The 15,904-nt window shown below is 46.3% G+C and carries 11 protein-coding genes; 1 reads left to right on the top strand and 10 read right to left on the bottom strand.

What is annotated here, in order from left to right; all coding sequences use genetic code 11:
* Positions 1 to 176: 176 nt before the first annotated feature.
* From ED312_RS16195 to ED312_RS16165, 7 genes are all read right to left on the bottom strand, one after another.
* Positions 177 to 740, bottom strand: a complete 564-nt coding sequence (locus tag ED312_RS16195; protein WP_123217065.1) for an AraC family transcriptional regulator — start codon at positions 738 to 740, stop codon at positions 177 to 179.
* Between the two features lie 70 nt (positions 741 to 810).
* The gene (locus ED312_RS16190) at positions 811 to 1,374 is read right to left on the bottom strand and encodes a DUF3347 domain-containing protein (RefSeq protein WP_123217064.1); all 564 of its coding nucleotides are present in this window, start codon (positions 1,372 to 1,374) and stop codon (positions 811 to 813) included.
* Between the two features lie 28 nt (positions 1,375 to 1,402).
* Positions 1,403 to 3,184, bottom strand: a complete 1,782-nt coding sequence (locus tag ED312_RS16185) for an efflux RND transporter periplasmic adaptor subunit (RefSeq protein WP_123217063.1) — start codon at positions 3,182 to 3,184, stop codon at positions 1,403 to 1,405.
* Positions 3,185 to 3,251: 67 nt separating this feature from the next.
* Positions 3,252 to 4,484: a TolC family protein gene (locus ED312_RS16180; protein ID WP_123217062.1), complete on the bottom strand. Its 1,233-nt coding sequence runs from the start codon at positions 4,482 to 4,484 to the stop codon at positions 3,252 to 3,254.
* Positions 4,485 to 4,486: 2 nt separating this feature from the next.
* The gene (locus ED312_RS16175; RefSeq protein ID WP_123217061.1) at positions 4,487 to 8,323 is read right to left on the bottom strand and encodes an efflux RND transporter permease subunit; all 3,837 of its coding nucleotides are present in this window, start codon (positions 8,321 to 8,323) and stop codon (positions 4,487 to 4,489) included.
* Between the two features lie 116 nt (positions 8,324 to 8,439).
* Positions 8,440 to 8,853, bottom strand: a complete 414-nt coding sequence (locus ED312_RS16170) for an HYC_CC_PP family protein (protein WP_123217060.1) — start codon at positions 8,851 to 8,853, stop codon at positions 8,440 to 8,442.
* Between the two features lie 52 nt (positions 8,854 to 8,905).
* Positions 8,906 to 9,175 carry a hypothetical protein gene (locus tag ED312_RS16165; RefSeq protein WP_148044318.1) on the bottom strand — a complete coding sequence of 90 codons (270 nt, stop codon included), beginning with the start codon at positions 9,173 to 9,175 and terminating at the stop codon, positions 8,906 to 8,908.
* Positions 9,176 to 9,534: 359 nt separating this feature from the next.
* Here ED312_RS16165 and ED312_RS16160 point away from each other — a divergent pair, with 359 nt between their 5' ends.
* The gene (locus tag ED312_RS16160; RefSeq protein WP_123217058.1) at positions 9,535 to 9,990 is read left to right on the top strand and encodes a GAF domain-containing protein; all 456 of its coding nucleotides are present in this window, start codon (positions 9,535 to 9,537) and stop codon (positions 9,988 to 9,990) included.
* Between the two features lie 197 nt (positions 9,991 to 10,187).
* Here the strand turns inward: ED312_RS16160 and ED312_RS16155 are convergent, their stop codons facing one another.
* The 3 genes from ED312_RS16155 to ED312_RS16145 all read right to left on the bottom strand — a co-directional run bounded on the left by ED312_RS16155 (position 10,188) and on the right by ED312_RS16145 (position 15,854).
* Positions 10,188 to 11,792, bottom strand: coding sequence for a SusD/RagB family nutrient-binding outer membrane lipoprotein (locus tag ED312_RS16155; RefSeq protein ID WP_206363270.1), 1,605 nt, complete (start codon positions 11,790 to 11,792; stop codon positions 10,188 to 10,190).
* Positions 11,793 to 11,794: 2 nt separating this feature from the next.
* Entirely contained in the window at positions 11,795 to 14,866 is a 3,072-nt protein-coding gene (locus tag ED312_RS16150) for a SusC/RagA family TonB-linked outer membrane protein (protein ID WP_123217056.1), read from the bottom strand.
* 496 nt (positions 14,867 to 15,362) lie between these two features.
* Complete coding sequence (locus ED312_RS16145; protein WP_123217055.1) at positions 15,363 to 15,854, bottom strand: YkgJ family cysteine cluster protein; 492 nt, start codon at positions 15,852 to 15,854, stop codon at positions 15,363 to 15,365.
* Between the last annotated feature and the right edge of the window lie 50 nt (positions 15,855 to 15,904).

The raw sequence follows: 15,904 nt of genomic DNA, 5'->3' as shown, positions 1-15,904 counted from the left end.
TGGGGAAGATTAACATCTCTTATTAATTAAATCTTTTTTCAATCTAACTTAATCTCTTACGCATAGAAGATAACATTTTTAAAAGCTCTTCATTCTCCCTAAGCAACTCCATTACAAATTCTTCTTTTAAAATACCGGATTCTATTAATAAGCCAAGCCATGCTCCATTCAACGCATCACAACTCCTCCAACGGTTTCCGCTTTTGTTCCCCAAGCTTTTTAAAATGAGACGGGGTAAGTCCCGTAACTTTCTTAAACTGCCGGCTCAGGTGTGCCACACTGGAATAGTGCAACTGAAAAGCAATCTCACTCAACGACAATTCGTCATAAACCAGGAGCTCCTTTACCCGCTCGATCTTCTGGGCAATAAAATATTTTTCGATGGTAGTCCCTTCGGTCTGGGTAAACAGATTGCTGATATAAGTATAATCATGGTGAAGTTCCCTGCTCAGGTAGTCGGACATGTTTGTTTTCGGGAATTCTTTTTCCTGACCGCGTATGAGTTCTATGATCTTGTTTTTTACTTTTTCGATGAGCCTGCTCTTTTTATCATCTATAAGTGCAAAACCATATTTTTCCAGGGCTCTTTCCACCTCGGTTTTACGCTCTGCGGAGATCTCTCCGGACACTTCTACCTCCCCGAGTTCTACGGACAAAGGCCGTAACCCCAGTTTCTCCAGTTCGGCCCGTACAATCATCTTGCAACGACTGCAAACCATATTTTTAATATGAAGTTTCATGCTACGGATATCGGGATGTGAGGTTTCCGGATCTACCGAACCAACCTCACATCTCCTTTTCCTTCCGGTTTTAGTTCAGCCTCGCTTTAACTTCTCCGCATTTCAGCATTTTATCCCCGAAATAAGGGTTGCGTATTTCTTCTTCGGAAGATAACCAATACGCTCCTTCAAAATCAAATGCCATGGGACAAAATTGTTTATACACCGTGCCCGAAGCTATCTGCCCGTCTATCAAGGAAGTAAAGACTTCCGAAAGCCCGTAAAAAGCCTTACGCTGCTTTTCCACATCGTCCGTACCCTCGATTTCTTTGGCAAAATCAGTTGCCTTTCCGGCATTCTCCACTTTCGAAAGGGCTTTGACCAGCATTCCGGCACCGTTCTTCGCTTCTTTGGCATCGGTATGCACCAAAGCGGTTTTTACGTGGATGTAATGGCTATAGGCATTAGCTATCTTATTGTCCTTAAAAGAAAGGTCACCCACCATTTCCTCATGGTGCGTATTTTCTTTGTGCCCCGAATGATCTTCGTGTTTTTCCTCTACGGTCTTTACGGTTTCCTTTTTTTCCTGTTTGCAGGAATACATCCCTGTTACGGTAGCCAGGGCCAGCATTGCTATTACTAATCTGTTTTTCATTGGTATGTAATTTAACGTTATTCTGTTTTTATTTGATCTCACTTGTTACTTCCCCGCATTTCAGCATCTTATCTCCGAAATACGGATTGCGTATTTCTTTCGACAAACTTAACCAGTCTGCCCCTTTATCCGAATCTGCCATAGGGCAGTGTTGTACGTATAAAGTTACGGAAAACGGCCCGAACATATTCGCCATCCGAATCATGTTGTCGGATAGCGGTTTAAAATACGTCCGCATCCCTTCTATATCCGCCGCTCCTATCATACGTTCCACATATCCGTCCAATCCCTTCTGAAGATCCATCCAGCGTTCATGCGATGTTCCTTTAAAAAGTGACATATCCACGGATGCAATCGAAAATTCCAGCGATTCCAGGGCCTGTTTTGTTGCTGCCCGGTCTCCACCGACCAATGCATCTTTGAGCACCAGGTAAGCCTCTGTCACTTTTTCCAAAGCGGCTTTGGCTTCTTCGGAAATCTTCGCTTTTACCGGGGCATTCCGGCTTTCCATAGTGCCGGGAACAGCCGTTCCGGAATTTCCGTGATGGTGCCCGGCACTGTTATTTCCTCCTTCCGGATTCATCATACTTGGCTTCCCGGCCAGTTGTGCTGCTGCGTCTACGGTAAAAGTACCGTTAACCACAATTTCATCGCCTTCCTGCAATCCCGCTTTTACGGTATAGGTATTTCCGAGGGACGGCCCCAGGGTGACTTCACGCAGTCTGAACCCCGGCCTGTTACCTGCCCCTTCCCGGGTATAAACGACAGAACGCTCCCCGGTCCATAACACTGCGGTCTTCGGTATGGTGATCTCTTCTTCCGATGCCGAACCGGGCATCACCCGTATTTCCCCGGAAGCAAACATTTCGGGTTTCAGTCTCCCGTCCTTGTTCGATACCTCCACCCGGGCAGTAGCTACCCTGGTCTGTGCATCGATCAACGGGTCTATAAAAGATACGACGCCTTCAAAGACCTCTCCGGGCAAAGAAGCAATGGTATAGTTTACTTTGCTCCCTTCTTTTATCCATACCATTTCGCTTTCGTAAACATCGAAAAGCACCCATACCGCAGAAAGGTCGGCTATTTCATAAAGAGGCGTTCCCCGCTCTACATAGTCTCCCAGCTCCACTTTCTTTTCGGTAACAATACCGTTTACATCAGCTCTTATGGGAAAGCGCTGTACCGGGCTCTGATCAGTCAGCACCCTGTCTATCTGTGCCTCTCCTATCTTCCAGTTGCGTAGTTTCTGTTTTGCTGCTTCGAACAGTTCGGGCTGGGCATTCCGGATAGTATAGGCCTGCAGCAATTCTTCCTGGGCAGTCACCAGGTCGGGCGAATACACTACGGCCAGGGATTGCCCCTTTTTTACGCTTTCCCCGGTAAAATTAACGGTAAGCTGTTCTATCCTTCCGGGTATATGTGTGGTTTGCGCATATACTTTACGTTCGTCAGGCACGACCTTTCCATTGAGACGGATCACTTTCTCCGCGGCCTGTCTGCCAACGGTCATTGTACGGATATTGGCCAGCTTCACCGCGTTTTCGCTCATCTCCACCACAGCAGGGTCCCCGCTTGAAACACCATCTTCCAGTGGCACCAGGTCCATGCCGCATATCGGACATTTCCCGGGTTCGTTCTGTCTTATCTGGGGATGCATGGAGCAGGTCCATGTTTGGGCAACGCTGCTTTCTTTTCCGTGCACATGATTATCCTTCGTTTCCCTGCTTCCGCCAAACACCAGCCAGCCCAGCAGAAAGCCGAAAAGAAGGATTCCCGCCATAATCCAGATATTTTTATTTTTTGTTTTCATAGTTCTATTTATTTGGGGGAGGGTCATGCCCTCCCGTTGGAGCCGCACGGCCGTGCGGCATTACCGGTTATTTTGTTAATAAGTAATCTTTCTTTGCTTTAGCCGTAAACCTGTCTTTCTCGGCCGTGGCCTTTGCGGTCTGGTACAGCAGTTTTTCCTGCTGCACCCGGAGTATCTCTTCAAAATCGCTGCCTGAATTACTGTAAGCCGATAACAATAGCTTTATGACCTGCCCGCTGCTTTCCAGTTGTTTGTCATACAATGTTATACGTTGCTCTGCTTTTTTCAAATCGTATTTTGCCATTTCATACCCGGCCCGCAGTTGGTTTTTCACCGCGACTTTCTGATGTTGGGCAGATTCGGCGAGGAATTCTGCTTCCTTTACCTTTGCTTTATACTTCTTTCTGAAGATCGGCAGGCTTACGGAAAGCATAGGCATAATAACATCCTGCCCGTTATTCTTCGGGTTCATTTCCGTCTGTTTGCTGATTATAGAATAATCCACCCCCAGGCCCAGCATGGGCAATCCCTGTTTTACGGCGGCCCTTTTCTGTGCCCCGAGCGAAGCGGTACGTTTATCCAGTTGCAACATTTTCGGATGCGAAGCAAACAGGCTGTCTCCTTCTATGTATTCCTCCTGCACATTATCTTCGCCGTAAGGAAGTGCCTCCGGAAAGACCACTTCATTATCATAACCGACGTTCAGGAGGGCATTGAAGCGGTATTTCACGGATTCTTTTTTATCCTTTAACAGGGATATTTCTGTTTCTGTTTCGTTGCGCTTCATATCCACACGGACCACGTCCACCATAGCGGCCTTACCATTCCTGAATTTAGACAGGGCCAGTTCCCTGAAGGTATTGAGTACTTCCATATTTTCTTCCTGGAACCGGATGGTCTTTTCCAGCTCGTACATTTCGGCATATACCGTTTTCACTTCCAGGAAAAGTTCTTCCCTGACATCCAGGTATTGCTGAAAGTTCGCTTCCGCCATCAGTGTTGTCGCATCTTTCTGTGCTTTCAGTGTTCCGAACCACGGGAACATCTGCATCAATGAGAACTTGGCCTCCTGCTTGCCCAGGCGGGTCTCTATCATTTTTCCGAAAGCGCTCATCGTCAATGTAGGGTCCGGCAGACTGCTCACCTGCGGGGCCTTCTGCATGGCAGCCTCAAATTCAGCATAAGAGGCCTTGATCTTCGGATTATTTTCCGCGGCCGTCTGCAGGTAATCCTCAAGAGTCTGTGCTGTCATTTTTACGGGCAGTAATACACAGCATAATATCCAGATCATCTTTCCCATTTCTATAATTTTTTAGTGTTTGTTTCCGGTGTTTCTTTTTTCACTACGGTTTCCCGCCAGTACGCCTGTAATACAGGGACCACGAACATGGTCATTATCTGTATGAACATTCCTCCCACTGTAGGTATAGCCATGGGCACCATAATATCCGCGCCTTTCCCCGTGGAGGTCAGTACCGGTAACAGGGCAATAATGGTCACCGCCGTGGTCATCATGGCGGGACGCACCCGTTTCAGCCCGGCTTCAAGTACAGCTGCTCTTACTTCGGGGACGGTTTTCGGTTGTTTTTCTTCAAAGACCTGGTGAATATAGGTCCCCATAATCACCCCGTCATCGGTAGCGATCCCGAACAAGGCTATAAACCCTACCCAAACAGCTACACTGAGATTTATCGTGTGCATCTGGAAAAGGTCGCGCATGTTCACCCCGGCTATGGCAAAATCCATAAACCAGCCCTGTCCGTAGAGCCAGAGCATGATAAATCCTCCTGCAAAGGCTACAAAGACACCGGAAAAGTGAATGGTAGAGGCGATGACGGTACGGAATTGAAAGTACAGCAGTAAAAAGATGAGCACAAGGCTCAGGGGAATTACGATAGCTAATCTCTTTACGGCACGTACCTGGTTTTCGTAATTCCCGGAAAACTTATAGCTAACGCCTTTGGGGACCTGTAATTCCCCGGCCGCTATTTTTTCTTCGATAAACTGTCTGGCATCGTTCACTACATCCACTTCCGCATAATTTTCTTTCTTATCGAAAAGCACATAACCGGTAAGGAAGGTCTCTTCGCTTTTTATCATCTGGGGCCCACGGAGGTATTCTGTTTTCGTCAGTTCTCCCAGGGGAATCTGTGCCCCGGAAGGAGTTGGTACCAGTATCTTTTTTATCTTTTCGGGTGTGTCGCGAAGTTCCCTCGGGTACCTTACCCTCACCGGGAAGCGCTCCCTTCCTTCTACCGTACTGGTAACCTGCATACCTCCTATGGCAGTTTCTATGACCTGTTGCAGCTGCTCTACACTAAGTCCGTACCGTGCTATGGCATTGCGGTCTATATGCAATTGCAAATAGGGTTTCCCCACGATACGATCGGCAAAAACGGCTTCCTGTTTTACGGAAGGTACCTGTTTAAGGAGATTTTCCAGTTGAATACCGAAATCCTGGATGGTTTCCAGGTCCGGTCCGTATACCTTGATCCCCATAGGAGCCCGCATACCGGTCTGCAACATCACCAGGCGGGTTTCTATAGGTTGTAGTCTGGGTGCGGAAGTCACCCCGGGAATGCCGGTAACCTTTATAATTTCATTCCAGATATCATCCGGAGATCTGACCGAACTTCTCCAGTTCCGGAAAAACGATCCGTCACTGTCTTTTACCAGGTCCTTATCCGAATAACCTCTCTCCAGTACCTCATCATTGGTAAGGGTATCTCCCGATTTTAGAACAAACTTCCCTTCATTATCCGTTTTATAGGTCTGTCGCCTTCCTTTTTCACCCGTACTGTATTCCGGTTTGTAATTAATTATATTTTCATACATGGAAATGGGCGCCGGGTCCAGGGCACTTTCTGCCCTCCCCAGTTTTCCTACGGCCATATCCACTTCCGGTATCCGCGCAACGGCCATATCCAGTTGCTGTACCACACGCTTGTTCTCTTCTATTCCCGCATGGGGCATGGAAGTGGGCATCAACAGAAAGCTGCCTTCGTCCAGTGAAGGCATAAACTCTTTTCCCGTTCCCGGAAACGTATGGGCCAGTCCGCTCCATATGGTTGTAGTACGGACATTCCACCCCAGATTATCCAGTCCGCGGGCCACAAAACCGAACATCTTCGGAAAACCTATCCATATCATCAGCCCGAAAAATACGGTGAACAGGGGAACCAGCAGGAACTTGCCTTTATGTACCAGGCACCATTTCAGAATAGGCTCGTAATAACGTACCACTGCCAGTAATACGGCCAGGATAAGTGCCAGCAGTACGATAACAAAAAGATAATTGGTGAGCAGACTGTTCTGGGGTCCCAGGGGTACCCATTCTTCCGCAAGGAAAAACAGGGTCACTGCCAGTACGATGAAGAGCGTGACCTCCGAAGAATATTTTCCCAAAAAACCGGGACTGCGGTATTCCAGCAGTTTTATGAGCCCGATAACTACCAGTGCAAGCGGAAGCCACATTTTAAAGATAAGGGCGAGCAATATTCCTCCCGTTACCAGGGAAATATTCCATATCGTTGTCATTTTCTTTTTCCCCGATCCGGGTGAGAACACAAAATACGACAGGGTTGGCAGCACAATAATTCCCAGTACAAAGGAAGCTGCTAGGGCAAAGGTTTTCGTAAAAGCCAGCGGCCGGAATAATTTGCCTTCGGCATGTTCCATAAAGAACACGGGGAGGAAACTCACCACGGTTGTGGCCAATGCCGTAGTTATTGCGGGGGCTACCTCTACGGTTGCCTTATAAATGACTTTTGAGAGGGCCTTTCCCCTGGCTCCTTTATTTTCTTTAAATTCCAGGTGCCGGATCATATTCTCCACAAACACGATCCCCACATCCACCATAACGCCTATGGCTATGGCAATACCCGAAAGGGCAACTACATTGGCATCGACCCCTGCGTAACGCATCACCACAAAAGTCATCAGTACCGCTACCGGGAGCAGGCTGGAAATGAGTACCGAAGCCCTCAGGTTCAGTACCAGTACGATAACTACGATAATACTGATAAGTATTTCATGAGAAAGTGCTCTTTCCAGGGTACCGATAGTCTCATTTATAAGTTGTGTACGGTCGTAAAAAGGTACGACAGTGAGTTGGCTTTCGGTGCCGTCGGCCAGTGTCTTTTTAGGCAGACCGGGAGCGATTTCGCTAATCCTGTCTTTTACATTATCAATAACTTCCAGCGGATTGGAGCCATAACGGGCCACGACAACGCCACCCACCACTTCGGCCCCTTCCTTATCCAGCAGGCCTCTCCGCGTGGCAGGGCCCAGGGTGACTTTCCCTATGTCCTTAATAAGTATGGGTTTATTGGCATTGACGGCAACTACGGTTTCTTCCAGGTCCTCTACGGATTTGATATATCCCAGGCCGCGGACAAGGTATTCCACCTGGTTGACTTCTATGGTCTTGGCCCCTGCATCGCGATTGGAATTCTTCACGGCCATCATGACCTGGTCTATCCCGATATTATAGGCCTTGAGGGCATCGGGATTGACATCTACCTGGTATTCCTGTACATAACCTCCTATGGACGCTACTTCAGAAACCCCTGCCACGGCGTTCAGGCCGTATTTTACGTAAAAATCCTGTACTGTGCGCAGTTCATGGAGATCCCATCCTCCGGTAACATTGCCGTCCGGATCACGTCCTTCCAGGGTGTACCAGAACACCTGTCCCAGTCCGGTAGCATCGGGGCCAAGGGTCGGTTGCACATCTTCCGGAAGGAGACCGGCCGGCAGGGAATTCAGTTTTTCCAGTATCCTGGAACGCGACCAGTAAAATTCCACATCTTCATCAAAGATGATGTATATACTGGAAAAACCGAACATGGAAGTACTCCGTACCGATTTAACTCCCGGTACTCCCAGCAAAGAAGTAGTAAGCGGGTAGGTGATCTGGTCTTCCACATCCTGTGGTGACCGGCCGGGCCAGTTGGTAAAGACGATCTGCTGGTTCTCTCCTATATCCGGAATGGCATCTACAGGAACGGGATCTTTCGGTAAAAACCCGGTGTCCCAGTCGAAAGGCGCAGTTACCAGTCCCCAACCCGTAAAGAGAAGCAGCAAAAGGATCGTTACCAGCCGGTTATGCAAAAAATAGTGTATGATCTTATTTAACATAGATTCTGTTTTAATGCTGTAACTGTAAACAAAGACGATATATCGAAGCATCGGGACGGGATAACGGTATCCTGTCCATGCGACAATATCGCCGGAAAACGGTTATAACATTAAAACTAAATCAGGAAAGTGTCGTTCAGCACCTGAATATCCCGGACGACCAAAGGGGGGGCGTAATCCCGGAAAGGGACGACATTTTCTTCCAGCCCTTCGAAAAGATTGAGGTAAGTATAGACAAAGGCTTTCAGGAATATCACTTGTTGATGTAATTCCTTGTCCACGGCTTTCTGAAGGGTATCCTGTCCCTGGATCAATATGGTCTCGTCGGAACAACAGGAAGTTTTGGTAACAGTACACAAATAACCATCATCCTGCTTCACCTCCATTCCACAGCTGTCGGCTCCGGAAAAAATCGCGGTATCCACCAGGAAACTACCACAAAAGTGTTTTTCCACGGTGAAAGACAACGTGGAAAGCAACACCAGAAAGGCGAGCAGAAAAGATGATATTTTCAGAAAAAACTTTTTCATCCGGACACAAAGGTAGAAAATATTTTGTTTTAACAATTTATTTTTGAAATTGTTAACACGCTTGTCCGGTTTCGGGCGACCGTACTGACTGTTTTTTAGGTTTCGGACCCAAAGATTTAGGTTTGAGACCTAAAATTTTGAGTATTAATATTAAATATTCAGGTCGGTTAATATCCTGTTTGGATAAAATAATCTCCCTTTGGAACAAAACAAAGATATTTTTAGCAAAAAAAGCTAAAATTTTAACTGGAAAACCTAAAAATTTAGCTTCCAAAGCTAAATTTTCGGGTGTAGGAACCAAAACTTTCATTATTCCTTTCAAAAACTTCTATTTTTCAGCTAAAAACATCCTTATTTTATCCTAACACATCTTCATTTCACCTAAAAGGAACTACTATACTTTTTTTGAAAAAGTTCCCGTATAAATGTCTTTAAAGGTTAGGCTTTAGTATATGACAAAAATTAATTTCGTCATACGAGTATGTCTGTGGTCGAGTGTACGAGTTATCAATATCCATCCATATACCCGTATACCCGAATACCCGAATACCAAACATCAAGATGCGTTTTGCCTTGTGGTAATACATTCAATGTTAATTGAAATAAAAAAATGTCATGTACTGAAAGGTTAGGCAGAAAATCTTCAAATATGAAGTAACTTTGCGGCAAAATCGTATTTCCATGACTTTTGAAGAACTGAGACCACAGGTAGAAACTATTTTACAACGGGACACCGCTATAGATGCCCGGCTTACCGGGGTATGTGAACTCTTAAAGAAAAATATCCCCTATTATGACTGGGTGGGTTTTTATTTTAAGAATGGCGACAAAGATGAATTAAAACTCCGCGCTTTCGCCGGGGAGCCTACAGATCATGTTATTATTCCTTTCGGAAAGGGAATATGCGGCCAGGTAGCGGTTTCTGACCAGAATTTTGTGGTCGCCGATGTCAAGGCTCAGGATAATTACATCGCGTGCAGCATTTATGTAAAGGCTGAGATCGTAATTCCGCTGTTTGTCAACGGTAAAAATATCGGGCAGATCGATATCGACTCACATATGGCCGATCCGTTTACTGAAGAAGACGAAAGGTTCCTGGAATTTGTAAATGCAAGGGTTGCAGAAGTGCTTGTATAAGGACTTAAGTCAGTCACATGGCCCTTTGTTTATGGGAAAATCGGCGGGCGCAGGCTAAGGTGGTATTACAAATGCCCGGAAAACAGGTACTCGTTTCCGCCAGGCTCAAACGAGCACCAGTAAAGTAAAAGCACCGAATCCAAAATAAAAGCCCCCGAAAAACGAGGGCATTTACCAGGTATATCCTTTTTAGTTCCTTATTCGGTATCCCACCACACACGGGTATTCCAGGTATTTCCACCCATATTGGAGATGGCAGTACTTAGATTATCCGGGTTTGTCGTACTTTCTGAACTCGGGTAAATCTGCCTTACCGGGATCATTCCGTTAGCAAAATTTCCGCTGTAATTTACCGGGGTTAGTTCAGGGTACCCTGTTCTCTTCCAGTTGTTCCAGGCTTCGGTATAGTTATTCAAAAGCCCGGTTGTAGCCCAGATTTGCTCGTTAATCATTCTCAGGGCATTCTCTTCGCTGCCGGTATCGAGTGGATTATTAGCTGCGTAATCGGCCATATCGCCGGAAGAAATTTGTGTTCCTCCAAATTTATTGATAGCTACCATAGCTCCCGTTACCCCGTTTTCATAGTATTCCGCTGCTGTTTGCGCGGTATTATAGCCACCTCGTATGGCCGCCTCGGCCAGTAAAAGCTGGATTTCGGCATAGGTCAGCACAAATACAGGCGCATCCCTGTCCCTGTATATGGCCGTAGGGCGGGAGTAATTTCCTATAGGGGTAGCATCATCTCCGGAACCTGTTCCCCCGGGGTAATCAGGTTCCGTAGAAATATCGGTACTTCCCCCGTTCAGGTCATAGCCATTGGGCATGCCTAATTGAGAATCCGGGTCGTTGTCTCCCACAACACTACCGTTTTGGTTAGCCAATAAACCTGCAGGCGGTACTTCGGCAACAACAGCCAATCTCGGATCGTCCGTAGCCTGCATATAATCTATCAAGACTTTAGACCATCTCACCTGGTATATATCTGCCGCGGTGAGAAGGGCATTGGCATTGCTGTTGGCAAAACCATTGGTATTATCGGAAGGGAGGACAGCTTCGTCGTCAGCAGATTCAAACACGCCTCCTGCTATGGCCCTGTTGGCGTATTCTACAGATAATTCCGGATTGACGTCCACCATTCTCATCGCCAGTTTGAGCATAAGGGAATAACCGAATTTCCGCCATTGGTCCAGGTCTCCTCCGTAAAGCACATCGCTGGTAATCTCATCCCGGGAATCATCCAGTGCCAGAATAGCAGCATCGAGATCTTCCAACATGGCGGGGTACAGATCTTCCTGCCTGTCGTAAACCGGCCTGGTATTTCCTTCTTCTGCCTGTCCAGCTTCGGAATACGGGATATCTCCGTATACATCGGAAACGTATGACAGGCTTAAGACTTTCACAATATCGCCGAGAGCGTACAAATTGGGCATCTCTTTTTCTTCGGCCAGCTTCTGCATTTCAAAAACACGCGATGTCACCTCATAACCGGCATTCCACGCACTTTGTATATAGGTTGTAGTACTTCCGGAGATTGCGTATTTATCGCCATTAGTATAATAATTAGCCCCACCGGTAGAAGTAGAAGCCATAATCTGCATCCACATACTTTGAAAGAGTATGGGGCCCGAGTAACCGGTAGTCATATTCCCGTAATCGTATAACTCTCTCGGAAGTAACAGATTCGGATCAAACAATTCTTCATCGGCATTATTCGGATCGGTATTCAACTCTGCAAAATCGCTGTCGCAGGCCGTTGAAACCAGGAGAAATGCCGCGGACAGTATGCTTATATACTTCTTCATGATTAATTCAATTTAAAATTAACATTCACGCCGAATGATCTTGTCGACGGCAAACTTGTTCCTTCAATCCCGCTATAATCGATCGTAGAGCCGAAATTGGCCTCAGGGTCTATATTATCCGCTTTCCGCATCAGGAAAAAGAGGTTTCTTGCTACCAATGAAATATCTACTCCTTTTAAAACCGGCATTTTTTCAAATAATTCATCCGGGAGCGTATATCCTATGGACAACTGCCGGAATTTGATAAAATCACCATCCACTATGCTGGTCCTGGTCACATTCTGCGCCAGCGCCTGATAATAGTTCTCGGCCGATGCCGTGATGCCATTGGTCGTAATCCCGTTTTCCCTTCCTGTTAAGGTATTTTTATGTAAACCCCTGTAATGGGAGTAGTATTCCGTAGCGGATAATACTTTATTTCCGTAGTTAAAGTCAATGAGGAAAGACAGTGTAAAGTTCTTATACCGGAATTCGTTGTTCCAGCCTCCGTAGAATGTGGGCAGTACGGTGCCCCAGGTTTTGAGATCTCCTCTTACCGGCAAACCGGACTCATCTACCACTATATTTCCGTTATCGTCATAAGCATAATCGTAAGCCATGATCTGCGGTCCGGCTTTACCTACTACATAAGCGGTTACCGCATCTCCCAAAGTGGCGCGGTTTTGTCCCAGGTTGATAGGGTTATTATCTTCATCGGTTTGCAACACCTCATTCTTAACAGAGGTGAAGTTGAACGAGCTCCTCCATGAAAAATTATCGTTCATGATCGGCGTTCCGGACACGAGGAATTCCAGCCCCCTGTTTTGCGTAGACCCCGTTCCCACCCAGCCACGGTTAAAACCTGAAGCAATACTGGTATTCGTGGCAATAATCTCGTTCTTTGTCTTCTTGTCGAAATAAGCGACGTCGAACGATAGTCTGTTGTTGAAGAAACCAAGTTCCAGCCCGAATTCCACTTCGCTTGTGCTGAAGGGTTTTAAATCGGTATTAGGCAATTCTAACGGCGACTCTCCGGTGGGTACTCCGCTGTACGTATTTCCGGAAGTGTAATAGAACCGGTTTTGATAAGCCTCGGTGGGCTCACCGCTGGTCACTGCATAAGAAGCCCTGAGTTTACCGAATGTAAGGCTTTCCGTATTTAAAAGATCACTAAAAATAAAAGCCCCTGTTACCGATGGGGAAAACAGGTTATTGTCGGACCTGCCCGGCGAGGATAAAGTAGAATACACATCATAGCGCCCCGTGGTAGTTAAGGTAAGAAAGTCTTTATAACCCAGGCCTACAGAGTAGTAAGCAGAGTGTACTTCTCTTTCGTTAAAGATGTATTCTCTATTGTACGTCCTGAGGTTTGTAGGCGAGTAAAGGAAAGGTATAACAAACTGTGACCCGTTTAAGTTCACTGACTCGTACTTGTTCTTTCTCAAACTGGCACCTGCAAGGGCATCCAACTCTATATCCTCGGTAAGGTCTACCGTAGCACCAAACATACCGTCTACGTTTAATTCTGATCTTTCCGATTGTCCCCTGGCAATCAAAGCGCCTTCCAGGTCCCGGGTATATGCCAGCCCCGTAGGTTCTACGTTAAAGACTTTATCATTCGATACATCGTTCCCCACCCGCAGCATGGCGTAGATGCGGGATGTAAAATTATATTTTGCGCTCAACATGGATATGAGGCGCCTCCTGTTTATGTCGTTTATCCCCCGCTCTGTTATAAAATAGGGGTTAGTCACGTAGTTATCGTCGCTAAATACGGTTTCTGCCCCGGTTTCAGGATCATAACCGGGAGCAAATATCGTCTGGTCTACATTAGGTGCGAGAAATATAAAATTATTGGGGTTTCTCGGCCCATCGCTCAGATAAGGGGCATTGTCCGTCTGCTGATCTATATAATTCATCATAGCCGATACATTGAGCTTGTCGGTTATGTTCTGATCGACATTGAGCGTAATTGTATTCCTTTTCAAATCGCTGTTGGGGACAATGGCTTTCGAGGTCAGGTTAGACATGGACAAGCGAAAAGTCCCCGATTCTGTTCCTTTGGAGACCGATACGCTATTGGTGATATTGGATCCGGTCCTGTAAAAGTCCAGATAGCTGTTCTTAGCAGGAGAATAAGCGTACTGTTGCCCGTCATAACCGATAACGTCACCACCATCCATACGCTCTCCCCAGGCAAACCTGTTTGTTCCCTGTGCATTAGATGCTGTGGTTGGTCTTACCCCTCCGGTACCCTGACCGTATATGCTCTGAAAATCGGTAAGGTCTACAGCTTCCTCTACCATAGCGTTCATTGTATAATTGAGTGCCCAGTCATCTCCTTTTTTCCCTTTTTTGGTGGTGATCAGAATAACGCCATTAGAAGCTCTGGAACCGTACAGAGCCGACGCCGACTGTCCTTTGAGCACGGTCATTTTCTCTATGTCGTCCGGGTTTAGGTTCCCAATACCATCTCCCATATCGGCACCTCCCCATTGGCCTGAGGCTCCTCGCTGGGTATTGTCCATCGGAATACCGTCAATTACATACAACGGAGACCCCGTTCCGCTGACGCTGGGCAACCCCCTTAAGGTAATATTAGCCGTTCCGCCCGGACCGCTGTTCGTCCCTTTGACTACCAAACCCGCAACACGACCGCTTAAGGAGTTGGCCACATTGGTCTCTCTGGCTACTGCAAGGTCTTCGCTCTCCACTTCTGTAACCGAATAGGCAAGTTTCCGCTTCTCCTTATTAATACCCAGGGCCGTTACTACCACTTCGCCTAATTGTTCTGCACTTTCCTCGAGCTTCACATCTATTGTAGTCTGTCCCGCAACAGGTATTTCCTGGCTGGCATACCCCATAACAGAGAATACCAGCACGCCGTCTTCCGGTACGTTATCCAAGGCATAATTACCGTCAAAATCGGTAGAAGTTCCATTATCCGTTCCCTTCAGAACCACGTTGGCTCCTGGCAACGGTAAGCCGTCTTGTGCACTGATGACAGTACCCGTCACTGTAATGCCCTGTGCTCCGGCAACCTGCACCGAAAACAAGAACAAAAACAGTACAACTGTTAACAAATTCTTTCTCATACAATAAATATTAGGATTAATTCACGTTAACTAAAGACACTATTAACGTTAGCCTTTATAAAAGTTATATTTAAGTTAATGTTTATCAAAAAAATTCGACCAACAACTACTGTGAATAGCTGAAAAACAAAAGTGCCGCAAATAAGACTAAAACATCTTTTGTTTCAGTTGATTGGCACCTTTTTCTTCATTTCCTTCGCAGTTCGGAATATAGCCGGCGAGCTCGTTGTATTCTTTACGAGCTTCAGATCTTAAATCCTAGATGGAACAAAGGTTATCGGCACCGGGAAATATCCAAAGAAAAAATATGGAGCGGCCTGATATCGGTGCGCATACGGCCGCATCCGTTTACAGAAGAAGATAGACGGTTCCTGGAATTTGTGAACGAAAGGGTTACGGAAATGCCTGGATAAGTACTGTTTCTACTACGTTCAAACGAGCACCGGTAGGGGGCAACTCAGATCCAAACTAACAACTAAAGGACTAAAACACTATTTCAAATCCTTCTTTTTTTCATTTCCTCTACGATATTGTAAGCTGCGGGACAAATAGATGTGTTTTTTAAGGTGAGGTTGGTAATCTGGTGGAATTTTTTCCGGTCGGTATGTGGGTATTCACGGCATGCTTTGGGACGTATGTCATAAATAGCACAATAATTGTCCGGGCCGAGAAAAGTGCAGGGCACACTTTGTAATACGTAATCGTTGTCTTCATCGATACGGAGATAAGTGTCCGTGAACTGCTGCGGTTTCATTTTCAAATATTTTGCTATGCGCTCTATATCGGCATTGGTAAACAGCGGCCCGGTAGTTTTACAGCAGTTCGCGCATTTCAGGCAGTCGGTCCGTTCAAATTCGGCATGATGCAGTTCCTGCATCACATAATCCAGATTCTTCGGCGGTTTCTTTTTGAGCCCGGCGAAGTATTTCTTGTTCTCCTTATGTTTATCTTTGGCGAGTTGCGGCAGTCGTTTCAGAAAATCGTCCATGATGCAAAATTAATGTTTCATATCGGGTTTTGGAGTGCAAATGATTTTTT

It is taken from the genome of Sinomicrobium pectinilyticum (assembly GCF_003725735.1).
Classification (GTDB): Bacteria; Bacteroidota; Bacteroidia; order Flavobacteriales; family Flavobacteriaceae; genus Sinomicrobium; species Sinomicrobium pectinilyticum.
Note: the sequence above shows the minus strand (reverse complement) of the source record. Positions and strands in the feature narration are given on the sequence as shown.

Bases quoted from the DNA above. Each gene is read 5' to 3' on its own strand.
- ED312_RS16180 (WP_123217062.1), bottom strand. From the start codon at position 4,484: ATGGGAAAGATGATCTGGATATTATGCTGTGTATTACTGCCCGTAAAA.
- ED312_RS16190 (WP_123217064.1), bottom strand. From the start codon at position 1,374: ATGAAAAACAGATTAGTAATAGCAATGCTGGCCCTGGCTACCGTAACA.
- ED312_RS16160 (WP_123217058.1), top strand. From the start codon at position 9,535: ATGACTTTTGAAGAACTGAGACCACAGGTAGAAACTATTTTACAACGG.
- ED312_RS16150 (WP_123217056.1), bottom strand. From the start codon at position 14,866: ATGAGAAAGAATTTGTTAACAGTTGTACTGTTTTTGTTCTTGTTTTCG.
- ED312_RS16145 (WP_123217055.1), bottom strand. From the start codon at position 15,854: ATGGACGATTTTCTGAAACGACTGCCGCAACTCGCCAAAGATAAACAT.
- ED312_RS16170 (WP_123217060.1), bottom strand. From the start codon at position 8,853: ATGAAAAAGTTTTTTCTGAAAATATCATCTTTTCTGCTCGCCTTTCTG.
- ED312_RS16175 (WP_123217061.1), bottom strand. From the start codon at position 8,323: ATGTTAAATAAGATCATACACTATTTTTTGCATAACCGGCTGGTAACG.
- ED312_RS16185 (WP_123217063.1), bottom strand. From the start codon at position 3,184: ATGAAAACAAAAAATAAAAATATCTGGATTATGGCGGGAATCCTTCTT.
- ED312_RS16195 (WP_123217065.1), bottom strand. From the start codon at position 740: ATGAAACTTCATATTAAAAATATGGTTTGCAGTCGTTGCAAGATGATT.
- ED312_RS16155 (WP_206363270.1), bottom strand. From the start codon at position 11,792: ATGAAGAAGTATATAAGCATACTGTCCGCGGCATTTCTCCTGGTTTCA.